The organism is Streptomyces sp. CB01373 (assembly GCF_002803075.1).
Lineage (GTDB): Bacteria > Actinomycetota > Actinomycetes > Streptomycetales > Streptomycetaceae > Streptomyces.
Map to the genome: position 1 here is coordinate 156112 of NZ_NNBK01000018.1, position 20187 is coordinate 176298.

20 protein-coding genes are annotated in these 20187 nt (G+C 73.8%); 9 read left to right on the forward strand and 11 right to left on the reverse strand.

The features are described from left to right. The first annotated feature begins 72 nt into the window (after positions 1-72). On the forward strand, positions 73-558 hold the full coding sequence (locus tag CG719_RS27780) for a DUF5709 domain-containing protein (RefSeq protein ID WP_100571433.1): 486 nt from the start codon (positions 73-75) through the stop codon (positions 556-558). Between the two features lie 13 nt (positions 559-571). Here the strand turns inward: CG719_RS27780 and sthA are convergent, their stop codons facing one another. Both sthA and CG719_RS27790 read right to left on the reverse strand, forming a co-directional pair. Continuing rightward, complete coding sequence (gene sthA / locus CG719_RS27785) at positions 572-1975, reverse strand: Si-specific NAD(P)(+) transhydrogenase (protein ID WP_100571434.1); 1404 nt, start codon at positions 1973-1975, stop codon at positions 572-574. Positions 1976-2074: 99 nt separating this feature from the next. After that, a complete protein-coding gene (locus tag CG719_RS27790) occupies positions 2075-2281 on the reverse strand; it encodes a hypothetical protein (RefSeq protein WP_100571435.1) in 207 nt (68 codons plus the stop codon). Positions 2282-2510: 229 nt separating this feature from the next. Between CG719_RS27790 and CG719_RS27795 the strand changes: the two genes are divergently transcribed. Beyond that, on the forward strand, positions 2511-4355 hold the full coding sequence (locus CG719_RS27795) for a glycoside hydrolase family 15 protein (protein WP_100571436.1): 1845 nt from the start codon (positions 2511-2513) through the stop codon (positions 4353-4355). 45 nt (positions 4356-4400) lie between these two features. On the opposite strand, the gene CG719_RS27800 is transcribed toward CG719_RS27795, so the two are convergent. The 3 genes from CG719_RS27800 to CG719_RS27810 form a co-directional block, all read right to left on the reverse strand. Then, positions 4401-7160, reverse strand: coding sequence for a SpoIIE family protein phosphatase (locus tag CG719_RS27800; protein WP_100571437.1), 2760 nt, complete (start codon positions 7158-7160; stop codon positions 4401-4403). Between the two features lie 71 nt (positions 7161-7231). Continuing rightward, positions 7232-7924: a GAF and ANTAR domain-containing protein gene (locus CG719_RS27805; protein WP_100571438.1), complete on the reverse strand. Its 693-nt coding sequence runs from the start codon at positions 7922-7924 to the stop codon at positions 7232-7234. A 189-nt stretch (positions 7925-8113) separates the two neighbouring features. Further along, positions 8114-8587: a hypothetical protein gene (locus CG719_RS27810; RefSeq protein WP_100571439.1), complete on the reverse strand. Its 474-nt coding sequence runs from the start codon at positions 8585-8587 to the stop codon at positions 8114-8116. Between the two features lie 207 nt (positions 8588-8794). Between CG719_RS27810 and CG719_RS27815 the strand changes: the two genes are divergently transcribed. Beyond that, positions 8795-9268 carry an SRPBCC family protein gene (locus tag CG719_RS27815; RefSeq protein WP_100571440.1) on the forward strand — a complete coding sequence of 158 codons (474 nt, stop codon included), beginning with the start codon at positions 8795-8797 and terminating at the stop codon, positions 9266-9268. A 2-nt stretch (positions 9269-9270) separates the two neighbouring features. Here the strand turns inward: CG719_RS27815 and CG719_RS27820 are convergent, their stop codons facing one another. The 3 genes from CG719_RS27820 to CG719_RS27830 form a co-directional block, all read right to left on the reverse strand. After that, entirely contained in the window at positions 9271-10092 is an 822-nt protein-coding gene (locus tag CG719_RS27820) for a fructosamine kinase family protein (RefSeq protein ID WP_234375791.1), read from the reverse strand. Positions 10093-10187: 95 nt separating this feature from the next. Then, the gene (locus tag CG719_RS27825; RefSeq protein ID WP_100571442.1) at positions 10188-10652 is read right to left on the reverse strand and encodes a low molecular weight protein-tyrosine-phosphatase; all 465 of its coding nucleotides are present in this window, start codon (positions 10650-10652) and stop codon (positions 10188-10190) included. A 93-nt stretch (positions 10653-10745) separates the two neighbouring features. Further along, the gene (locus CG719_RS27830; RefSeq protein WP_100571443.1) at positions 10746-11405 is read right to left on the reverse strand and encodes a lipoprotein; all 660 of its coding nucleotides are present in this window, start codon (positions 11403-11405) and stop codon (positions 10746-10748) included. A 79-nt stretch (positions 11406-11484) separates the two neighbouring features. Between CG719_RS27830 and CG719_RS35525 the strand changes: the two genes are divergently transcribed. Further along, positions 11485-11631: a hypothetical protein gene (locus tag CG719_RS35525; protein ID WP_159024968.1), complete on the forward strand. Its 147-nt coding sequence runs from the start codon at positions 11485-11487 to the stop codon at positions 11629-11631. A gap of 165 nt (positions 11632-11796) precedes the next feature. After that, the gene (locus tag CG719_RS27835; RefSeq protein WP_100571444.1) at positions 11797-12327 is read left to right on the forward strand and encodes a hypothetical protein; all 531 of its coding nucleotides are present in this window, start codon (positions 11797-11799) and stop codon (positions 12325-12327) included. A gap of 24 nt (positions 12328-12351) precedes the next feature. On the opposite strand, the gene CG719_RS27840 is transcribed toward CG719_RS27835, so the two are convergent. After that, positions 12352-13950, reverse strand: coding sequence for a glycerol-3-phosphate dehydrogenase/oxidase (locus CG719_RS27840; protein WP_100571445.1), 1599 nt, complete (start codon positions 13948-13950; stop codon positions 12352-12354). Next, entirely contained in the window at positions 13947-14582 is a 636-nt protein-coding gene (locus CG719_RS27845; protein ID WP_100571446.1) for a TetR/AcrR family transcriptional regulator, read from the reverse strand. The genes CG719_RS27840 and CG719_RS27845 overlap by 4 nt, the downstream gene beginning before the upstream one ends. A gap of 56 nt (positions 14583-14638) precedes the next feature. Between CG719_RS27845 and CG719_RS27850 the strand changes: the two genes are divergently transcribed. Both CG719_RS27850 and CG719_RS27855 read left to right on the forward strand, forming a co-directional pair. After that, entirely contained in the window at positions 14639-16234 is a 1596-nt protein-coding gene (locus tag CG719_RS27850) for an FAD-binding oxidoreductase (protein WP_100571447.1), read from the forward strand. A gap of 50 nt (positions 16235-16284) precedes the next feature. Then, positions 16285-17166: a YegS/Rv2252/BmrU family lipid kinase gene (locus tag CG719_RS27855; protein WP_100571448.1), complete on the forward strand. Its 882-nt coding sequence runs from the start codon at positions 16285-16287 to the stop codon at positions 17164-17166. Between the two features lie 56 nt (positions 17167-17222). Here CG719_RS27855 and CG719_RS27860 read toward each other — a convergent pair whose 3' ends face one another. Further along, complete coding sequence (locus CG719_RS27860) at positions 17223-17588, reverse strand: transglycosylase family protein (protein WP_100571449.1); 366 nt, start codon at positions 17586-17588, stop codon at positions 17223-17225. A gap of 209 nt (positions 17589-17797) precedes the next feature. Here CG719_RS27860 and CG719_RS27865 point away from each other — a divergent pair, with 209 nt between their 5' ends. Then, complete coding sequence (locus tag CG719_RS27865) at positions 17798-19507, forward strand: hydrogenase maturation protein (protein WP_100571450.1); 1710 nt, start codon at positions 17798-17800, stop codon at positions 19505-19507. Further along, positions 19504-20106, forward strand: coding sequence for a hydrogenase maturation protease (locus CG719_RS27870; RefSeq protein ID WP_100571451.1), 603 nt, complete (start codon positions 19504-19506; stop codon positions 20104-20106). Before CG719_RS27865 ends, CG719_RS27870 begins: the two co-directional genes overlap by 4 nt. Positions 20107-20187 lie beyond the last annotated feature (81 nt).

Sequence of the window (20187 nt, forward strand, 5' to 3'; positions counted from 1 at the left end):
CGCACAGAGTCCGCACGCACAGAGTCCGCACGCACAGAGTCCGCACGCACAGAGTCCGCCAGGGAGGAACCCGTGAGCGCCGATCCGATGGCAGACGACGCCTACCAGCCGACCGGGGACAACGAGGAACAACAGGACGCCGCGCCGCCGGACATGGAGAACGCGGTGGGGGAGCGGACCTACGACGACGTCCTCGACGAGGGCTACTCGCCGCCCGAGAAGCCGCTGGGCGTCACCAAGTACGGCACGACGGCCGCCGAACAGCACGACGGCGAGAGCCTCGACCAGCGGCTGGCCCAGGAGCAGCCCGAAGAGGACGGGCCGGAGAGCGACGGCGTGGGCGACCTGCCCGGCGGCGAGGGCGAACCGGTGGACCCCGAGGCGGGCGGGGACCGAGCCGGGCGCCTCGTCGCCCCGGACGAGGGCGCCCACGGCGGCACCACGAAGGAGGCGGTCGCCGACGACAAGGGCGTCGACGCGGGTGCCGCCGGCGCCGAGGAGGCCGCCGTGCACATCGTCGACGACGACACGCTGCCGGACGACGGCGCCGAGCCCTGACCCGGCCCCCGGGTCAGTCCCCGATCCGGTCGATCTGCCGCAGCTTGTTCGTCGCGTCCAGGGCGGCCACCTTGTACGACTCCGCGAGCGTCGGGTAGTTGAACACCGCGTCCACCAGGTAGTCCACGGTGCCGCCGCAGCCCATCACCGTCTGCCCGATGTGGATGAGTTCGGTCGCCCCCGCGCCGAAGCAGTGCACGCCGAGCAGTGTGCGGTCCTCCGGCGAGACCAGCAGCTTCAGCAAGCCGTGCGAGTCGCCGATGATCTGCCCGCGGGCCAGCTCGCGGTAGCGGGAGACACCCACCTCGAACGGCACCCGGTCCTCGGTGAGCTGATCCTCGGTCCGCCCGACGAAGCTGATCTCAGGGATGGTGTAGATGCCGATCGGCTGAAGGTCGAGCATCCTGCCGACCGGCTCACCGCAGGCGTGGTACGCCGCCGCCCGCCCCTGTTCCATCGAGGTCGCCGCGAGCGCGGGGAAGCCGATCACGTCGCCGACCGCGTAGATGTGCGGCACCTGCGTACGGTAGTGCTCGTCGACCGCGATCCGGCCCCGCGCGTCGGCGCTCAACCCGGCCTTCTCCAGGTCGAGTCCGTCGGTGAGGCCCTGCCGGCCCGCCGAGTACATCACCGCGTCGGCCGGTATCTTCTTGCCGCTCTCCAGCACGGTGAGCGTGCCATGCTCGTGCCGCTCCACCGCGGCCACCGTCTCCCCGAAGCGGAAGGTGACGGCGAGGTCCCGCAGGTGGTAGCGGAGCGACTCCACGATCTCGACGTCGCACATGTCGAGCATGCCCGGGCGCCGTTCGACGACGGTCACCCTGCTGCCGAGCGCGGCGAACATGGAGGCGTACTCCATCCCGATCACCCCCGCGCCGACGATGACCATCGACTGCGGCACCCGCTCCAGCGTGAGCACGTTGTCGGAGTCCATGATGGTGCGCCCGTCGAACTGCACGCTGTCCGGCCGGGCCGGCCGGGTACCGGTCGCGATGACGATGTGTTCGGCGGTCAACAGCTTCTCCTCGCCGGTCACTTCGCGCAGCGCGACGGTGCGCTCGTCGACGAAGCGGCCGGTACCGGCGAGCAGGGACACATGGTTGCGGGAGAGCTGGCTGCGGATGACGTCGACCTCGCGGCCGACCACGTGCTGGGTGCGCGCGGTCAGGTCGGCGACGGTTATGTCCTCCTTCAGCCGGTAACTCTGACCGTACAGATCGCGCTGGCTGAGCCCGGTGAGGTAGAGCACCGCCTCGCGCAGGGTCTTGGAGGGAATGGTTCCGGTGTGGATCGAGACCCCGCCGACCATGTCGGGGCTGTCGACGACAGCCACTCGGCGGCCCAGCTTGGCCGCGGCGATGGCGGCCTTCTGGCCGCCCGGTCCGGATCCTATGACGATCATGTCGAAGTCGGGCACGCCCCGGAGTCTCGCAGAGCGACGCCCCCCGGCGAAAGGGACGAGCGAAAGGGACCGGAGCGGCAGAACTCCGGTCCCTTCCGGCTCCGGCCTTCAGGACTACGGCAGCAGCTTGTCCAGGGCGGCCGGGCCCTCCGTCTCGATCTTGCGCTTGGCCCACTCCAGGTTGCGCGGGGTGATGTCGCGGCCCGCGGCCAGCACCACGTCCTCGGGCGAGACGTCGGTGCCGGTGCGGGCGTGCAGGAGGTCGTCCGGGGTGCACCGCTCCCCGGGCTCGCGGGATGCATCGGGTTGTGACGTCGACATGTGGCCTCCTCGGGTCCGGCCCGGTCCCCGCCCGGGTCCGGAATGCGGCCCTCGTACTGCGGGAGCGGGACCTCCTCCCACGATTGCCCGTCGGACGGCACCCTGCATCCGGAAGGCCGCTCCTAAGCTGGAGGAAAGCTGGGCGAAAGCCGGACGGACCGCGACAACCACGACACCGGTCCGCGCGGGGGACAGTGAGGGGACAGCGAGGGGACAGGAGGCAGCCGCGATGGCCGACACCCGAAGCCGAGGGCCCGACACGGGCGCACCCGGCTATGTTCCGATCGCCGACCACGGCCTGATCGGCGACCTGCGCACTGTCGCCCTCGTAGGCACCGACGGCACGATCGACTGGTACTGCTGCCCCTCCTTCGACGCCCCGAGCGTCTTCGCCGCGATCCTGGACGCCGAGCGCGGCGGACGCTTCGAACTCGCCGCGGCCGACGCGGCGCGCACCAAGCAGTTCTACTTCCCCGACACCAACGTGCTGATCACCCGCTTCTTCACCGAGGACGGCGTCGGCGAGGTGCAGGACTTCATGCCGGTGAGCGGAGACCGGCGGGGATCCGCCGAGACCGAACGGCACCGGCTCATCCGGCGCGTGCTGTGCGTGCGCGGCACCCTGCCGTTCCGGGCCGTGGTGGCTCCCCGCTTCAACTACGGCGCCGACCCGCACACCGTCCGCGTGGAGGGCTGCACGGCCCTGTTCGAGTCGGCGACCCTGTCCCTCGCCCTGACGTCCACCGTGCCCCTGGAGAGCGACGGCACGGACCTGCGGGCGGACTTCAAGCTCGCCGAGGGCGAGTCGGCCGTCTTCGCGCTGGACCAGGTCGGCGGCGAGGTGGCCCCACGGCGGTGCGCCCACGCCGAGGCCGAGGACCAGTTCTGCGCCACGGTCGCCTACTGGCGCCGCTGGCTCGCCCAGTCCCGCTACCGCGGCCGCTGGCGGGAGATGGTCCACCGCTCCGCCCTCACCCTGAAACTGCTCACCTACGCCCCGACCGGCGCCATCGTCGCCGCGCCCACCACGAGCCTGCCCGAGCGGGTCGGCGGTGAGCGCAACTGGGACTACCGCTACGTCTGGGTGCGCGACGCCGCGTTCGCCGTCTACGCGCTGCTGCGCCTCGGCTTCGCCGGCGAGGCGGAGGCGTTCATGCGCTTCGTGAACCGGCACATCAGCCCCGGAGACGGCAAGGCGACCGGCCCGCTGCAGATCATGTACGGCATCGACGGCCGCACCGAGCTGCCCGAACGCGAACTCGGCCACCTGGAGGGACACCGGGGCTCCGCTCCCGTGCGGGTCGGCAACGCCGCCGCCGACCAGCTCCAGCTCGACATCTACGGCGCCCTGATCGACTCGATCTACCTCTTCGACAAGTGGGCCCAGCCGATCTCCAGCGCCCAGTGGGACGACGTGTCCGCGCTGGTGGAATGGGTCTGCGAGCACTGGGACCAGCCCGACGAGGGGGTGTGGGAGACCCGCGGCGGCCGGCAGAACTTCCTGTACTCGCGCCTGATGTGCTGGGTGGCCGTCGAACGCGCCATGCGGCTGGCCAACCGCCGCGGCCTGCCCGCCGACCTGCCCCGCTGGCGGCAGTGCCGGGACGCCGTCTACCGCCGCATCATGGACCGCGGCTGGTCCGCCGGGCGGCAGGCCTTCGTCCAGTGCGAGGACGGCGACGTCCTGGACGCCGCCGTCCTGATGATGCCGCTGGCGAAGTTCATCGCGCCGACCGACCCCAAGTGGCTGTCCACCCTCGACGCGCTGACCGGGGACCTGGTCTCCGACTCGCTCGTCTACCGCTACGACCCCCAGGCCAGCCCCGACGGGCTGCGCGGCGACGAGGGCACGTTCTCCATCTGCTCGTTCTGGTACGTCGAGGCCCTCACCCGGGCCGGCCGCCTCGACGAGGCCCGCCTCGCCTTCGAGAAGATGCTCACCTACGCCAACCACCTCGGCCTGTACGCGGAGGAGATCGGCCCCACCGGCGAGCAGCAGGGCAACTTCCCCCAGGCCTTCACACACCTCTCCCTGATCAGCGCGGCCTACAACCTCGACCGCGCCCTGGGCTGACGCGGCGCCTCGGCCCCCGTGGCGTCAGCCGGCGGGAGAGGCCACTCAGGGCAGCGGCTGTTCCGCCCAGATGGCCTTGCCGGTCGGCGTGTACCGGGTGCCCCACCGCTCGGCGAGCTGCGCCACTAGGAACAGCCCGCGGCCCCCCTCGTCCGTGCTCGCCGCATAGCGCAGATGCGGGGAGGTGCTGCTGCTGTCGAAGACCTCGCAGATCAGGGAGCGGTCGCACAGCACCCGGACGCGGATGGGCTCGGCTCCGTAACGGATCGCGTTGGTGACCAGCTCGCTGAGGATCAGCTCGGTGGCGAACGTCAGCTCCTCGAGACCCCACTCCACCAGCCGCCGGCTCACCGCCGCGCGCACGTCCCCGACCGCCGACGCCTCCCCGGGCACGTCCCACTCGGCCACCTGCCCGGGACCCAGTGCCCGGGTGCGGGCCACGAGCACCGCGATGTCGTCCACCGGCCGGGACGGCCGGACGTCCAGGACGGCCCGGCACGTGTCCTCCGGGGACTCGCCGGCGGAGGCGAGAGCGGCGCGCAGCTCCGCCAGCCCGGTGTCGATGTCCCGCTCCCGGTCCATCACGAGCCCGTCGGTGTACAGGACCAGCCGGCTGCCCTCGGCCAGCTCCAGCTCCGCCGTCTCGAACGGCAGCCCGCCCAGCCCGAGCGGAGGACCGGCGGGCAGGTCGGGGAACGTCACGTCCCCGTCGGGCCCGACCACGGCGGGCGGCGGATGGCCGGCGCGGGCGACCGCGCAGCGGCGCGAGACAGGATCGTAGATCGCGTACAGGCAGGTCGCGCCGGCGACGGGCGCACCGGAACTGTCTGCCGTCTCGTCCTGGTCGATACGGCAGACCAGCTCGTCCAGCAGCCCGAGCAGCTCGTCGGGCGGCAGGTCCAGGGCGGAGAAGTTGCTGACCGCGGTCCGCAGCCGCCCCATCGTGGCCGCGGCGTGCAGCCCGTGCCCGACCACGTCCCCGACGACGAGCGCGACCCGCGCCCCGGACAGCGGCAGCACGTCGAACCAGTCGCCGCCCACGCCCGCCTGCGCGGGCAGATAGCGGGAGGCGACGTCCAGCGCGTTCTGCTCGGGCAGGCTGCGCGGCAGCAGACTGCGCTGGAGGGTGACCGCCAGCCCGTGCTCGCGGGTGTAGCGGCGGGCGTTGTCGATGGAGACCGCCGCCCGGGCCACCAGCTCCTCGGCCAGGGCCAGCTCCTCGGTGTCGAAGGGCTCGTCCTTCTCCGACCGCCAGAAGCTGACCAGCCCGAGGAGCAGGTTGCCCGCCCGCACGGGCACGGCGATCAGCGAGTGGATGCCGGACGCCAGCACCCGCTCGGTGCGCTCGGCGTCCTGTGCCTGCCAGCCCGGGGCCGCCTCAAGACGGGGTTCGAGGACCGGCCGGCGGGACTTGAGACTGAGCGCCTGCGGGGTGGAGGGAATGAAGCGGATCTCCTGGCCCAGCGGGTACAGCGGTGTGTTCTCACGGATCCCGGCGAAGGCGGTGCGGCGCAGCGCGGCCCCCGGATCCGGGTCCTCGCCGGCCAGCACGGCGTCGTACAGGTCCAGGGTCGCGAAGTCCGCGAACCGGGGAACGGCGACCCGGACGAGTTCTTCGGCGGTCCGGGTCACGTCCAGGGACGTGCCGACGCCCACACCGGCGTCGTAGAGCAGACTGAGGCGTTCCCGTGCCTTCTCCGCCCGGCCGGACAGGGCGCGCAGCTCCGTGGAGTCGCGCAGGGTGGCCACACTGCCCGACGGGCCGCCCGCCATGTCCGTGGGCCGCTGGTTGATCGCCAGCAGCCGGTCGCCGACCAGGCGCACCTCGTCGGTGGCGATCCGGCCGGAGGCCAGCAGCTCGGCGGTCCCGGGGTCGAGGCCGAGGTCGAGCACGGGGCGGCGCTCGGCGTCCTCGGGCAGGCCGAGCAGGTGCCGCGCCTCGTCGTTGGCCAGCAGCAGTCTTCCGTCGTCGCCGACGATGATCACGCCTTCCCGGACGGAGTGCAGCACCGCGTCGTGGTGCTCGTACATCCGGGTCATCTCCCGCGGGCCGAGCCCATGGGTCTGGCGCAGCAGCCGGCGGGTGACCAGGGCGGTGCCCGCCGTGGCCAGGGCGAGGGCCGCGGCCGCGGCGCTCAGTACCACCGGCAGCTGCCGGTCCGCCAGGCCGCCGACGTTCCTGGTGGTGATGCCGGCCGACACCAGGCCCACCACCTTGCCGTCCGGCGCCCGGATCGGCACGACGGCCTGCACCAGCGGCCCGAGGGTCCCGTCGACCTGCTCGACGACGGTGCGGCCGGCCAGCGCGGGCTGGAAGGTGCCGACGAACCTCTTGCCGATGCGGTCCGGCTCGGGGTGGGTGTAGCGGACTCCGTGGGTGTTCATCACGACGACGAAGTCGACGTGCGCGTCCTTGCGGGCCGCCTCGGCCCGCGGTTGCAGCACCGCCGTCGGGTCGGGGGCGGCGAGCGCCTCCCGGACTCCCGGCGCGTTGGCGAACGTCTCGGCGACGGCGAGCGAGCGGTTGCGGGCCTCGTCGTCGCTGTCGTGCCGCACCTGGAGCACCAGCGCCACCACGGCGGCCGCGACCAGCAGCAGCACGATGGCGACCTGGAGCAGGAACACCTGTCCCGCGACGCTGCGCCCGCCGAGGGCCGAGCGCAGCGCGGACGGTCTGTTCCCGCCCGTGTGGCCATGCCCGGACCGCCCGCGCGCCCGCCGGGTCGGGCCGGACGCGAGCTCGAGACGCCGTCGATGGGGACGGCGGGCCGACCGGGAGCCGGTGCGACCCGGGAGTCGGACCATGAGCCATGTCTACACTGCCGCGCCCCGTGAGGCGAGAGGCAGTGCCCGGCCGTGCCGTGTCCGCTGCCGTGTCAGGTTTCCTTGTGGGCGTCGGTACGGATGGTCTGGGCGAGGTCGCGGATCTTGATGTTGTGGTGCTGGGAGATGCGGCGCAGGACGGCGAAGGCGTCCTCCTCGCTGAGGCCGTGCCGCTCCCGCAGGATGCCCATGGCCTCGCCGATGGCGTGCCGGGTCTCCAACGCGTGCTCGAGCTGGTCGACGGTTCTGGCACCCGCCACGGCGACGGCGGCGTGCGAGGCGAGCAGCCAGCCCGCTGTCTCGCTGTCCTTGGTGAAGGAGCCGGGGCGGCTGGAGTACAGGTTGAGTGCCCCGAAGTCCTGGTCCTGGGTGTACAGCAGGAAACCCATCATGCTGCCGATGCCCAGGTCGCGGGCGGCCGGCGCGTACCGCGGCCACGCCGGCTGCGGCCGGGTGAGGTCCGCGATGCGGAACAGCCGGTCGCCGTCGACGCGGCGGGCCGCGTCGAAGCAGGGCCCCTCGCCCGTCTCGCCCTGCAACCGGTCGGACTCCACGACCAGGTCCCCGCTGGCGGCCAGCGTCACGGCGCGCCCCTTGCGCACCGCCAGGATCCCGGAGGCCTCGCACCCGTCGATCAGCTCGACGGACGCCCGGACGATCTCGTCGAGCGTCTCCTGTGTGGAGTCCTGGGCCAGCAGGCGCCGGGCGAGCTGGGCCATCTGCTCGGCGAACCCACGCCAGTCCATCCGCACCCGCCCTTCTCGCAGCCGCGGGCACCGGTGCGCACAGGGCGGCGCTTTCAAGCGCCCGTATTCGCAGCGTACCCCGCGGTCACCCGCGTACCCGGGCGGCGCCGATCATGGTCCGCGCACGCCGTGCCCCGGCCCGGCACGGCGGTGCCCCGGCCCGCGCGGGCCGGGGCGCCGTTCACGGGGTCAGGCGCCCCACGTGCCCTGGTTGACGGCGCAGTTCCAGCCGGAGCCGTGCAGGGCGAACTTCACCTTGTAGCTCCTGGTGTTCAGCAGATGGGTGCGGACCTTGAAGCCGAGGCTCGCCTTGCCCTTGAAGGTCGTGGTGCGGACCGTCACGACCTGCGAGGTCCTGCGGCTGATCTTGCCGCCCTTCGGTGTCGCCGTGCTGAAGCGGACGTTCTTGACGTTGGTGACCGTGAACGTGACGTTCTTGATCTTCTTCGTGGTCTTGCTCTTGATGCCGAAGTACAGGCCGCCGTTCGTCACCCACCCGTTGTGGTCCACGTAGAAACGGGACGGGTAGACGATGTCGATCGGGCAGCCCGAGCTCTGCGGCGCGGCGGTCGCCGCGGAAGCGGCCCCGGCGAGACCCAGCTGAGCGGCGGTGAGGACCCCGGCCGCGGCCAGTGCCGCGACGGTCGTGCGCTTACGGTTCACAGCGGTGACACCTTCCCCCTACGGCCCTCACGGACCGGACCGACATGGCGTACGGCGTCCCCGTGGGACGCCGCGCGCCACTGTGACGGCGTATTTCATAGCACGGCGGAAAAGCGCCGAAGCAACCCCTGGGACTCCAGGGCCACTTGGTGACAAAACCGGGACAATCGTGAGGCACCGCGCCCGTCGCGCGTGTACGTTGCCGCCATGTATGCCACACGGGTCTCACGGCGGGTGCGGGCCACTCCCGCCGCCGTCTACCGGGCCCTCACCGACCCCGACGCGGTGGCGAGATGGCGCGTCCCCGACGGAATGACCGCTCACGTCCACGAGTTCGACGCCCGCGAGGGCGGCACGTTCCGGGTGTCCCTCTCCTACGACGAGCCGGGCGCCCGGGGCAAGTCGGGTGCCCGCACGGACACCTACCGGGGGCACTTCGCCCGGCTCGTGCCCGGTCGGCTGGTGGTCGAGGTGCTCGCGTTCGAGACCGACGAGGACTCCCTGCACGGCACGATGACGATGACCACGTCACTGGCCGAGGCGGACGGCGGGACGGAGGTCGTGATCGTGCACGAGGGCATCCCCGACGAGGTGCCGCGCGCGGACAACGAGCTGGGGACGCGGATGGCCCTGGACAACCTCGCCCGGCTGGTGGAGAGCGACGTCCAGGACGACACGTAGGGTCAGCCGCCGACGCCACGGGCCGCGGCGACGGCCTGTTCGGCGTATCCGCGCCCGAAGAGCACCGTGTGCACCAGCAGCGGGAAGAGCTGGTGCAGTCCGACACGGTCCGCCCAGCCGTCGGCGAGCGGCGCGGCCTGCTGGTATCCGTCCAGTACCCGGTCCAGGTGCGGGCAGCCGAAGAGCTGGAGCATCGCCAGGTCGGTCTCCCGGTGGCCGCCGTGCGCGGCCGGGTCGATCAGCCACACCTCGCCGTCCGCACCCCACAGCACGTTGCCGTTCCACAGGTCGCCGTGGAGTCGCGCGGGCGGCTCGGCGGGCCCGGCCCGTTCGGGCAGCCGTTCCAGTGCGCGCTCGATCACGGCGGCCTCGGCGGGGCGCAGGACGCCGTCGTCGGCCGCGCGGCGCAGATAGGGGAGCACCCGGTGCTCGGTGTACCAGCCCGGCCAGTCGGTGCCGGGCACGTTGCGCATCGGTGCGAGCCCGATGTACGCCTCGCGCGGCCCGCCGGGCGGGGCGGCACCGAACGCGGGTGCCCCGGCGGCGTGCAGGGCGGCCAGGTCACGGCCGAACCGTTCCGCCGCTCCCGGACCGGGCCGGCCGGACGGAACCCGGCCGGTGACCAGCCACCGGCGGTCGTGGCCGTGCACGGCGGGGACCCGCACCGCGCCCGCCTCGGCGAGCCAGCACAGCCCGGCGGCCTCGGCGCGCACCGCCTCCGGCTCCTCACCGCGCTTGACCACGACCACCCGGCCGTCGTCGAGGGTCACCTCGGCGGGGTTCCCCGCCGACGAGCCCCGTCGGGTCGCCGCACGTCCGGTCAGCCGGGCGGCCGCGGCAGCGGGATCCTCGCCGGAACCGGAACCGGAACCGGAACCGGAACCGGAACCGGAACCGGAGCCCCGCGGCGGGCCGGCGGTCACGCGGGCAGGCGCTCGCGCACCCAGTCGAGCAGGCCCGGGGTCGCGGCCTCGATCATGGCCAGTACCGCTTCGAAGCCCTCCGGGCCGCCGTAGTACGGGTCGGGCACGTCCAGGTCGCCGGTCGCCCGCGGGTCGAACGAGCGCAGCAGCCGCACGCGGGACGGTTCGTCGACGAGCCGCCGCAGCGCCTTCTCGTGGTCGCGGTCCATGGCCAGGAGCAGATCGGCGTCCAGGTGCTCGGCCCCGACCTGGGCGGCGACGTGCCGCACCGGGTAGCCGTGCCGGGTCAGCGCCTCACCGGCCCGCTCGTCGATGGCCTCGCCGACGTGCCAGGGACCGATGCCGGCACTGCTGACCCGGACCGCGTCCGTGAGCCCCGCCCGGCGCAACCGCTCGGCGAACACCAGCGCCGCGGACGGCGACCGGCAGATGTTCCCGCTGCAGACGAAACAGATGTGCACGGCCCCCAGAGTACGGGCGCCCTCCGGAAGCCGCTGACGGGACGCCGTGGTCCGGAGACTCACCGGCCGAGCCGGTCGCCCCGCGTGGGAGGCTCAGGCACCGCGCAGAGTCCGCCTGGCGAGTTCGTAGGCGGGGAGCATGTGTTCGTGTTCCTCGGTGTCCAGGCCGCCGAGGTGCAGGACCACGGGGCCCTGGTCCGTGCTGACGGCCAGGGCGCGTTCCTTCTTCGACTCGTCCAGGAACTCGCTCGTGCGCAGGTACTCGACTTCGACGCCTTCGAGCCCGCCCGTCGTGAACGAGCGGTACGTCTCCTCGCTCACGTCCTTCTCCGCGGCCACGAAGGCCCGAAGCACCGTGCTCGCGTCCCCCGCGTCCGGGGAGCCGGTGAACACGCGGAGGAAACCGATGTTCCCCGCGGGCTTGGCGTCGACCTCGCACACGGTGGTCACCGGGCCCTGGCGCAGCAGCGCGTCTGCGACCTCCTTGCCGGCGGGGGAGTCGCCGGCCGCCGTCGGATCCACCGCCTCGGCCTTCCAGTCCTCGGCGATGTCGAAGGTGACGGGAAGCTCGCACGCCGAACCCCGGGCGCCGATCGTGCCCCCGCTGCGGACGGCTGTGCCCGTCGCGTCCGTCGCCCGCACGGCGGAGGGGCCCTCGTGCGGCGCCCCGGAGCACGCCGTCAGCGCGCCGCCCAGCAGCAGCGCCACCACAGTGGCCGAACCCCGCCACGCCGTCCCCGCCCGAAGCCGCATCGCTTTCTCCCCTCCTCGCCGGCGCGTCACTCTAACCGCTGTGACCTGGAGGGTTGCGGCCCGGAGGCCTTGAACGGCCTTGCCCCGGTATGCGCTCCGGGCAGCCGGTGTGCCGGTCGACGCGCCCGGCGTGATCGTCGGCGCCGGTGGTCCCGCCACGCTGGAGGAGGTCAGGTCCCTCCTCGGCACCCACCGCGTCTGGGAGCGCTTCCCCGCCGGGGCCTGACCGGGGCCGCCTTCCGGGCGGGCGCCGCCGCTCATCGTCGTCGGCGCGTGCGAATGTGGCGGAAGCCACGCCCTGGGGGCGGCCTGGGTCATATTCCTCGGCCCGGGGCGCGGGCTACCGTTTCAGGTAGTCCTTTTGTCCGTGAATAGCTCGAACGGTCCGGCAGTGCACGAAGATCTCTCCCCGCTCATCGCAGCGACCACCCACTGGCTGACCAGCGCCTACCCGGCGTCCGGCGGCGCCCTGGCCTCCGCCCTGTGCGAGGCGCAGGCACGCCAGGCGGTGACGGTCGCGGCCCGTCTGCGCTACCCGACGCCGATGGACGCCGCGCTGGTGATGATGGCCGGCCCCGGGGGCTCGGCCCGCCTCGACCGGATCGCCGGCGCGGACGGCGTCGAGGGCGACGACCCGGACGCGCACGCGTGGCGCACCTGGGTGGACGAGGTCGTACTGAGCTGGGCCGCCTGTCTGCTCACCGACCCCGAACTGGCCTGGCGCGCGGTGGACGCGCTCGCCGAGGCGACCGAACCGACCTCCACGCCCCCCGTGTTCCGCCGCCTGGTGACTCCCGACGAGGGCGACCGGCAGGCAGCGGCCCTGCTCCGCCACCCCGATCTCCTCGCCCCGGTCTCCGCCCTCCACCACCTCCAGCTCCTCGACCGCCTCGAGGAACAGGGCCAGGCCTTCGCCGCCTGAGAGATGCCCTGGTGAGGTGCCTCTTCACCGGGAGCCCAGAGTCTCGCCCAGCACCTCTCGGGCGGCCTCCAGCGCTCTTGTCCGGTCGGAGGGGATCAGGCCGATTCGGGTGCGGCGGTCCAGGAGGTCGGACTCGTCGAGGGCGCCCTCGTGGTGTGCGGCCCAGAGGAGTTCGGCGCGGGTGACGGGGTGGCCCTCCAGTACGGGGGCACGCAGGTGCGGGTCCCGAGCGCCCAGGGCGTGGACGGCCGGTGCCTCCGTGCCATAGAGGCGGACCAGGCGGCGCGGGGCCCGCAGCGCGGCCAGAGCCTGTGGTGACGCGGCGCCGACGAGGGGGAGGGAGGCCGTGGGGGAGGGGCCCGCGCCGAGTCCGTGCGCGGCTACGGCGGAGTCGACGGCGTCCTCCGCCATGCGCCGGTACGTGGTGAGCTTGCCGCCCACCACGGTGACCACGCCGTCCGGCGAGGTGAGCACCGCGTGCCTGCGGGAGATGTCCGCGGTCCGGGGCGCCGAGTCGGATCCGTTCGCCGGCGTCGTGTCCAGCAGCGGCCGCAGACCCGCGAAGGCCCCGGCCACGTCGTCGCGGCGTACGGGCACGTCGAGGGCCGAGGCCAGCACGTCGAGCAGGAAGCCGATGTCGGACTCAGGGACCTCCGGTACGTCCGGGACGCCGCCCTCGACGGGCTCGTCGGTGAGCCCGACGTAGACCCGGCCGTCGTCCTGCGGCAGGACCAGGACGAAGCGGTTGGTCTCCCCGGGGACCGGGATGTGCAGCCCGGCCGGCAGCGGACCGAGCACGCCGGGGCGCAGCACGAGGTGGGTACCGCGCGAGGGCCGGACCCGGATGCCGTCCACCAGGCCGCCCGCCCACACCCCGGAGGCGTTGATCACGGCGCGGGCCCGGATCTCGCCCTCCTCGCCGGTCAGTTCGTCCCGCACCCGGGCCCCCGAGCCGGTGAGTTCCAGGGCCCGGACCCGGGTCAGGACGCGGGCGCCGCGCCCCGCCGCCGTCCGGGCGAGCGCGGTCACCAGACGGGCGTCGTCGGTCAGCCGCCCGTCCCAGGACAGCAGCCCGCCGCGCAGCCCGGCGCCGCGCACGGCGGGCGCGAGGTGGCGGGTCTCCACCACGGACAGCCTGCGCGGCACCGGCAGGGTGGCGCGGGCGGTGCGCGCCGCCAGCCGCAGCCCGTCGCCCGCCCGGAAGCCGGCCCGGGCCAGGGCGGCCTGCCCGCGCGAGACCAGAGGAGTGAGGGGCAGCACGAACGGCTGGGCGCCGACCAGGTGGGGGGCGGTGCGTTCCATCAGCACACCGCGTTCGACCGCGCTCTCGTGGGCGACGTCGAACTGGGCGGAGGCGAGGTAGCGCAGTCCGCCGTGGACGAGTTTGGAACTCCAGCGTGAGGTGCCGAAGGCCAGGTCGTGCGCGTCGATCGCGGCGACGGTCAGTCCGCGCGCCGCGGCGTCCAGCGCGGCCCCGGCGCCGGTCGCGCCCAGGCCGACGACCAGGACGTCCACGGCCGGACCGCCGACGGTCCTGGCCAGTTCGCGGACGCGGCGGGCGGCGGTGAGCGAGGTGCCCGGAGCCGTGCGGGCGGGGGCGGCCGGGCCGGTGCCGAGGCTCATGGCGTCAGGGTCCTCTCCAGGATGGTCCGCAGTTCCGCGAGGAAGGCCTCGCCGTCCAGGCCGGGGTCGTCCTCCTCGGTCATGGTGCGCAGCGACAGCGTGAAGGACTGCACGACCAGCAGCAGGGATCGTGCCTGCCGTTTGGTATGGCCGGTGCGCACCGACGCGTCGTCGTGGCCGTCGCGCAGGTGGTCGGCGAGCAGGGACAGCAGGGCCTCCTGGCTGGCTCCCCGGCGATCCAGCACATAGGGGAGCAGCAGCTCGGGGTCCACGTCGACGATCTTGCGGAACAGCGGGTGGGCGCGGAACGCCCTCACCCCGGCCACCAGCCCGTCGACGATCAGCGTGCGCGCGGTCGTCCCGGGCGCGCGTTCCGGCATCGCCCCGACGGCCACGGCGATCCACTCCCGCGTCATCAGGTCGCCGACCAGGGACCGCACATCGGGCCAGCGGCGGTAGAGCGTCATCCGGGACACGCCCGCGCGGCGGGCCACGTCCGTCAGCGTCGTACGCCGTACGCCGACGGCCAGGACGCAGTCGCGCACGGCGTCGAGCACGGGATCACCGTCCGAGCGGCCGGGGCGGTCTGCGCGGTCCGGCCCGGCCGGGCCATTGTGACGAATAGGCGTCATGTGTCACAGTGTAACGCGCGCACGTCTCCTTCGACACGACCGGTGAGGAACACCCCATGGACATGCTGTGGAGCGGCTGGGGCGACCCGGCCAGGGCCACACCGCTGCCCGACTCGGTGACCGGGCTCCTGCGCGATCTGCTCGGCGTCAAGCCGCGCGAGTCCGGGCCGGTCGCCCTGGAGGCGATCCGCGTCCCCGCCTCACCGCTGACCGCGGACGCGCTCCGTGCCCTGGGCGAGGCCGTCGGCGGCGAGGCGCACATCCGCACCGACGACGAATCCCGGATCCGCCACACCCGTGGCAGGTCCACCCCCGATCTGCTGCGCATCAGAGACGGCGACGTCACGGACGTCCCGGCCGCCGTGGTGCTCCCCGCGGACCACGACGACGTACTCGCCGTGCTGCGCGCCTGCACCGCCCACGGCCTCGCGCTGGTCCCGTTCGGCGGCGGCACCTCCGTCGTCGGCGGTCTCGCCCCCGAACGCCGGCGCCCCTTCGTCGCCCTGGACCTGCGCCGGATGAACCGGCTGCTCGCCCTGGACCCGGTCTCCCGTACCGCCACCCTGCAAGCCGGCCTGCGCGGCCCGGACGCGGAGGCTCTGCTGGCCGAACACGGCTTCACGCTCGGCCATTTCCCCCAGTCCTACGAGTGGGCGACCCTCGGCGGTTTCGCCGCCGCCCGCTCCAGCGGGCAGGCCTCGGCCGGGTACGGGCGCTTCGACGAGATGGTGCTCGGCCTCACCCTCGCCACGCCCGAGGGCACGGTCGAGGCCGGCCGCGCCCCGCGCTCGGCGGCCGGACCCGACCTGCGCCAGCTCGTCCTCGGCTCCGAGGGCGCGTTCGGCGTGATCACCTCGGTGACCGTGCGCCTGCGTCCCCTCCCGCAGACCCGCGTGTACGAGGGCTGGCGCTTCGCCTCCTTCGAGCAGGGTGCCGCGGCCCTGCGCCGGCTCGCCCAGGACGGGCCGCGCCCGACCGTGCTGCGCCTGTCCGACGAGACCGAGACCCTGATCGGCCTCGCCCAGCCCGACGCCATCGGCTCCCCGGACGGCCAACGGGCCGCCGGCTGCCAGGCGATCGCCGGCTACGAGGGCACCGCCGAGGACACCGCGCACCGCAGGCGGCGGGCCGCGGCCGTGCTGCGCGAGGGCGGCGGCACCTGTTTGGGCGAGGAACCGGGGGAGCGCTGGGCCCACGGCCGCTACTCGGCGCCCTACCTGCGCGACTCCCTCCTGGACGCGGGCGCGTTCGCCGAGACGCTGGAGACCGCCGCCTTCTGGTCCCGGATCCCCGGGCTGTACGCCGCTGTCCGGGAGGCGCTGACCACCACGCTCGCCGAGTCGGGCACCCCGCCCCTGGTGATGTGCCACATCTCGCACGTCTACGAGAACGGCGCCTCGCTGTACTTCACCGTGGTCAGCGCCCAGGGCGACGACCCGGTGGCGCACTGGGCGCCCGCCAAGCGGGCCGCGAACGAGGCGATCCTCGCCGCGGGCGGCACCATCAGCCACCACCACGGCGTGGGCACCGACCACCGCGACGGATACGTCCGGGAGGCCGGCCCGCTCGGCGTAGCGGCCCTGCGGGCCGTCAAGCACCGACTGGACCCCGACGGCCTGCTCAACCCGGGCGTCCTGCTGCCCCTCGACTGACCCCGGCTGCCCCCCCGCCCCACCCCGTTTCCGTCCCGGAGGCCCCACCGATGCGACAGTTCACCGCCATCGTCAACCCCACCGCGGGCGGATCCGCCGGGGCCGCGGCGCTGCTGCGGGTCGCCAGGCTGCTCCGGGAGGCCGGCGCCGGGGTGGAGACCGAGTACAGCCGCAGCCTCACCCACGCCCAGGACCTCGCCCGCCGGGCCGGCGAGCGCGACCGCGTGGTGCTCGCCGTGGGCGGCGACGGCATCGCGGGCGGCATCGGCGGAGCCCTCAGCGGCACCGCCACCCTCCTGGGCCTGATCCCCGCGGGCCGCGGCAACGACTTCGCCCGCGCGCTCCAACTGCCCGGCGATCCTGCCGCGTTGGCCGGCATCCTGCTGCACGGCGCCCCGCGCCGCGTCGACACCGTCGAGGTGGAGTCGGCCGCGCACCCGCGCACCGTCGTCCTCGGCAGCGTGTACGCGGGCGTCGACGCGCTCGCCAACCGGCACGCGAACAACTCCCGGCTGCTGCGCGGCGCCGCCTCCTACTACGCCGGCGGGCTGCGCGCCGTGGCCACCTGGCGGGCGGCGACCTACCACGTGACCGTCGACGGGGAGGAGCACATCCACCGCGGCTACACCGTGGTGGCCGCCAACTCCGCCTTCTACGGCTCCGGTCGCATGATCGCGCCCGGCGCCCGCGTCGACGACGGCCTGCTCGACGTGGTGATGATCCGCGAGGCACCACGACGGCTCTTCTTCACGCTGATGAACGAGCTGAAGTCGGGCGCGCACGTCGAGCGCCCCGAGGTGCGGATCCTGCGGGGCGAACGGATCCGGATCGCCGCCGACCGGGAGGTGCCCTACGGCGCCGACGGCGAGGTCGAGGCGGTGCTGCCCGTCACGGCCCGTGTGCTGCCCGGCGCGCTCGCCGTGCTGTGCTGACCGTCCGCCGTCCCGACCGGCGTGCAGCGAACGGTGCTTGAGCGCCCGAGGCGCCGTCAGGAACAGCCCCAGGCCGACATCCCCTGGAGGACGGCCAGCCGCCCGGCCACGGCGATCTGCTCACGGCGCGAGGCCAGGTCCGCCCGGCGCGCGTACTTCAGGCCGCCCGCGGCCACCCAGCTGGACTGGCGGAACTGGAGCCCGCCGTAGTACCCGTTGCCGGTGTTGGCCCTCCAGTCGCCGCTGGACTCGCAGGCGGCGATGGCGTCCCAGTCGGGGCCGAGGCCGACGTTCGGGCCCGCCGTCGCCTGGGAACCGCCGGCCAGTGCCGCGGTGGTCGCCGCGGCCAGCAGGGTCCCGCGCAGCGCGCGACGGCGACGGGGGCGGCCGGGGGCTCCGTCGATGTTCTGCCGATCATTCATGCGCAGACTGTTACATCATATGATCAGAAAGTAGTGAAACGACGCGCTGGGCGCCTGCCCGTCGAGCCGCGCCCTGGACGATCCGCGCAACGCGATCCGGATGGAGGGAAAGACCTGACGCGGACGGCGGAGTGCGCCTGAGGCAGTCGGACGAACGCCCCGCCGGGGTCCTTCCCCAAGGCGTTACGAACCGGACACCATGCTGCGTCATGGACATTCTGCTCGTCGCCAGTGCGTTCAACAGCCTGTCCCAGCGCGTCTACGCCGAACTGACGGACCACGGCCACCGCGTCGACGTCGTGCTCGCCGCGCACGGTCCCGACGCCGTCCGTGCCGCCGTCACCGGGACGAACCCGGAGCTCGTCATCGCGCCGATGCTCAAGACCGCGCTGCCCGAGGACGTGTGGCGGGAGCACCCCTGCCTCATCGTGCACCCCGGCCCACCGGGGGACCGCGGTCCCTCCTCGCTGGACTGGGCGATCGCCGACCAGGCACCCGAGTGGGGCGTCACGGTCCTCCAGGCCGAGGCGGCGATGGACGCCGGCGACATCTGGGCGGCCGTGCCGTTCCCCACGGCGCCGGTCGGCAAGAGCGACCTGTACCGCAACGAGGCCTCCGACGCCGCCGTGACCGCCGTACTCCAGGCCGTACGGCGCTACGCGGAGGGCTCCTTCAAACCGCTGCCGCAGAGCGACCCCTCCATCGGCGTCGTCCGGCGCGGCTTCCTGCGCCAGGAGCGGCGCCGCGTCGACTGGGAGAACGACAGCACGGCGACCGTGCTGCGCAAGCTGAGGGGCGCCGACTCGCAGCCCGGAGTCCTCGACGAACTCCACGGCCGTGAACTGTTCCTGCACGGTGGCCACCCGGAGGACCAACTGCGCGGCCGTCCGGGAGAGTTGCTCGCCACCCGGGCGGGAGCGGTGTGCCGGGCCACCCGGGACGGCGCCGTGTGGATCCCGGAACTCAGGCCGCGCAAGAACTCCGGCGACCCCGCCCCCTTCAAACGCCCGGCCGCCTCGGTCCTCGGCCCGACCGGCCTCCCGGAGGCCGCCGTCCCGCTCGAACTGCCCCCGGACCGGAGCACCTGGACCGACATCCGCTACCGGCAGCGCGGCGAGGTCGGCTTCGTCTCCTTCTCCTTTCCCGGCGGCGCGATGAGCACCGACCACTGCCGCAGACTGCTCGCCGCCTACCGCCACGCCCTCTCCCGCCCCACCCCGGTACTCGTCCTCGGCTGCGCCCGCGACTTCTTCTCCAACGGCATCCATCTGAACGTCATCGAGGCGTCCGAGGACCCGGCCGCCGAGTCGTGGGCCAACCTCAACGCCATGGACGACCTGGTCGAGGCGGTGCTGCGCACCACCGACCGGCTGGTCGTCGCCGCGCTCGGCGGCAACGCCGCCGCGGGCGGCGTCATGCTCGCCCTCGCCGCCGACGAGGTGTGGTGCCGCACCGGCGCCGTGCTCAACCCGCACTACCGCCGGATGGGCCTGTACGGCTCGGAGTTCTGGACGTACAGCCTGCCCCGGCGCACCGGCACCGGCACGGCCGGGCGGCTGACCACCGAGGCCCTTCCGGTGAGCGCCGCGACCGCGCACGGCCTCGGCCTGGTGGACCGTCTCGTGCCCGTTCCAGCAGGGGAGTTCACCGCCGAGGTGGACCTTATGGCGGCCGCGCTCGCCGACGCGCCCGACCTCGGCCGGCGCATCGACGCCAAGGCGTCGGCCCGCGCACGCGACGAGGCCGTACGGCCGCTCGCGGACCACCGGCGCGCCGAACTCGCCCGGATGCACGACATCTTCTTCGACCCCGCCGCCCCCTACCACGCACTGCGCTCGGCGTTCGTCCGCAAACTCCCCGGCGCCTGCGCCCGTCCCCTGACCCAGGCCCCCGCCCCGCTCACCGGAGGCACCCGATGACGCCGCCGCCCGCCGCCCGCATCCTGGTCGCCGGTGTCGGCAACATCTTCCTCGCCGACGACGCCTTCGGCCCCGAGGTGATCCAGGCCCTCGGCACCCGTCCGCTGCCGGCCGTGGTCCGGGTGCGGGACTACGGCATCCGCGGCCTCGACCTCGCCTACGAACTGCTGGACGGCTACGACACGGCCGTCCTCGTCGACGCGGCACCGCGCGGACACCGGCCCGGCACCCTGTCCCTGATCGAGGCGGAACTCCCCGACTCGGAGACCGGCGCCGCGGCCCCGCCGGAGGCCCACGGCATGGACCCGGCCAAGGTGCTCGCCCTGGCCGCCCACCTGGGCGACGGGCCGCTCCCGCGCGTCCTCGTGCTCGCCTGCGAGCCCCAGGTGCGGCCCCGCGGCGACGAGGACATCATGCCCGGGCTCAGCGACCCGGTACGGGACGCCGTGGCCCCGGCCGTCGAAGCCCTGCACACCATGATCCCGGTGCTGCTCGCCGACCCCACGGCCACCCCGCCGTTGGTCCGCACGGAGGAATCCGCCCCCGCGCACACGGCTGCGCTCCCGCACCTCGCCACCGACGCGGCCGAAGATCGGTGAGGGGCCCCGCCCCCGCCCGCCCTGTTTCTCCCCCCCAGCCCGCCCTGTTTCTCCCGCCCCAGCCCTCCCCGTCATCCCCGC

Bases quoted from the DNA above. Each gene is read 5' to 3' on its own strand.
- CG719_RS27840 (WP_100571445.1), bottom strand. From the start codon at position 13,950: ATGAGCCTCGGCACCGGCCCGGCCGCCCCCGCCCGCACGGCTCCGGGC.
- CG719_RS27850 (WP_100571447.1), top strand. From the start codon at position 14,639: ATGGACATGCTGTGGAGCGGCTGGGGCGACCCGGCCAGGGCCACACCG.
- CG719_RS27870 (WP_100571451.1), top strand. From the start codon at position 19,504: ATGACGCCGCCGCCCGCCGCCCGCATCCTGGTCGCCGGTGTCGGCAAC.
- CG719_RS27860 (WP_100571449.1), bottom strand. From the start codon at position 17,588: ATGAATGATCGGCAGAACATCGACGGAGCCCCCGGCCGCCCCCGTCGC.
- CG719_RS27855 (WP_100571448.1), top strand. From the start codon at position 16,285: ATGCGACAGTTCACCGCCATCGTCAACCCCACCGCGGGCGGATCCGCC.
- CG719_RS27830 (WP_100571443.1), bottom strand. From the start codon at position 11,405: ATGCGGCTTCGGGCGGGGACGGCGTGGCGGGGTTCGGCCACTGTGGTG.
- CG719_RS27795 (WP_100571436.1), top strand. From the start codon at position 2,511: ATGGCCGACACCCGAAGCCGAGGGCCCGACACGGGCGCACCCGGCTAT.
- CG719_RS27815 (WP_100571440.1), top strand. From the start codon at position 8,795: ATGTATGCCACACGGGTCTCACGGCGGGTGCGGGCCACTCCCGCCGCC.
- CG719_RS27845 (WP_100571446.1), bottom strand. From the start codon at position 14,582: ATGACGCCTATTCGTCACAATGGCCCGGCCGGGCCGGACCGCGCAGAC.
- CG719_RS27805 (WP_100571438.1), bottom strand. From the start codon at position 7,924: ATGGACTGGCGTGGGTTCGCCGAGCAGATGGCCCAGCTCGCCCGGCGC.
- CG719_RS27800 (WP_100571437.1), bottom strand. From the start codon at position 7,160: ATGGTCCGACTCCCGGGTCGCACCGGCTCCCGGTCGGCCCGCCGTCCC.
- CG719_RS27865 (WP_100571450.1), top strand. From the start codon at position 17,798: ATGGACATTCTGCTCGTCGCCAGTGCGTTCAACAGCCTGTCCCAGCGC.
- CG719_RS27790 (WP_100571435.1), bottom strand. From the start codon at position 2,281: ATGTCGACGTCACAACCCGATGCATCCCGCGAGCCCGGGGAGCGGTGC.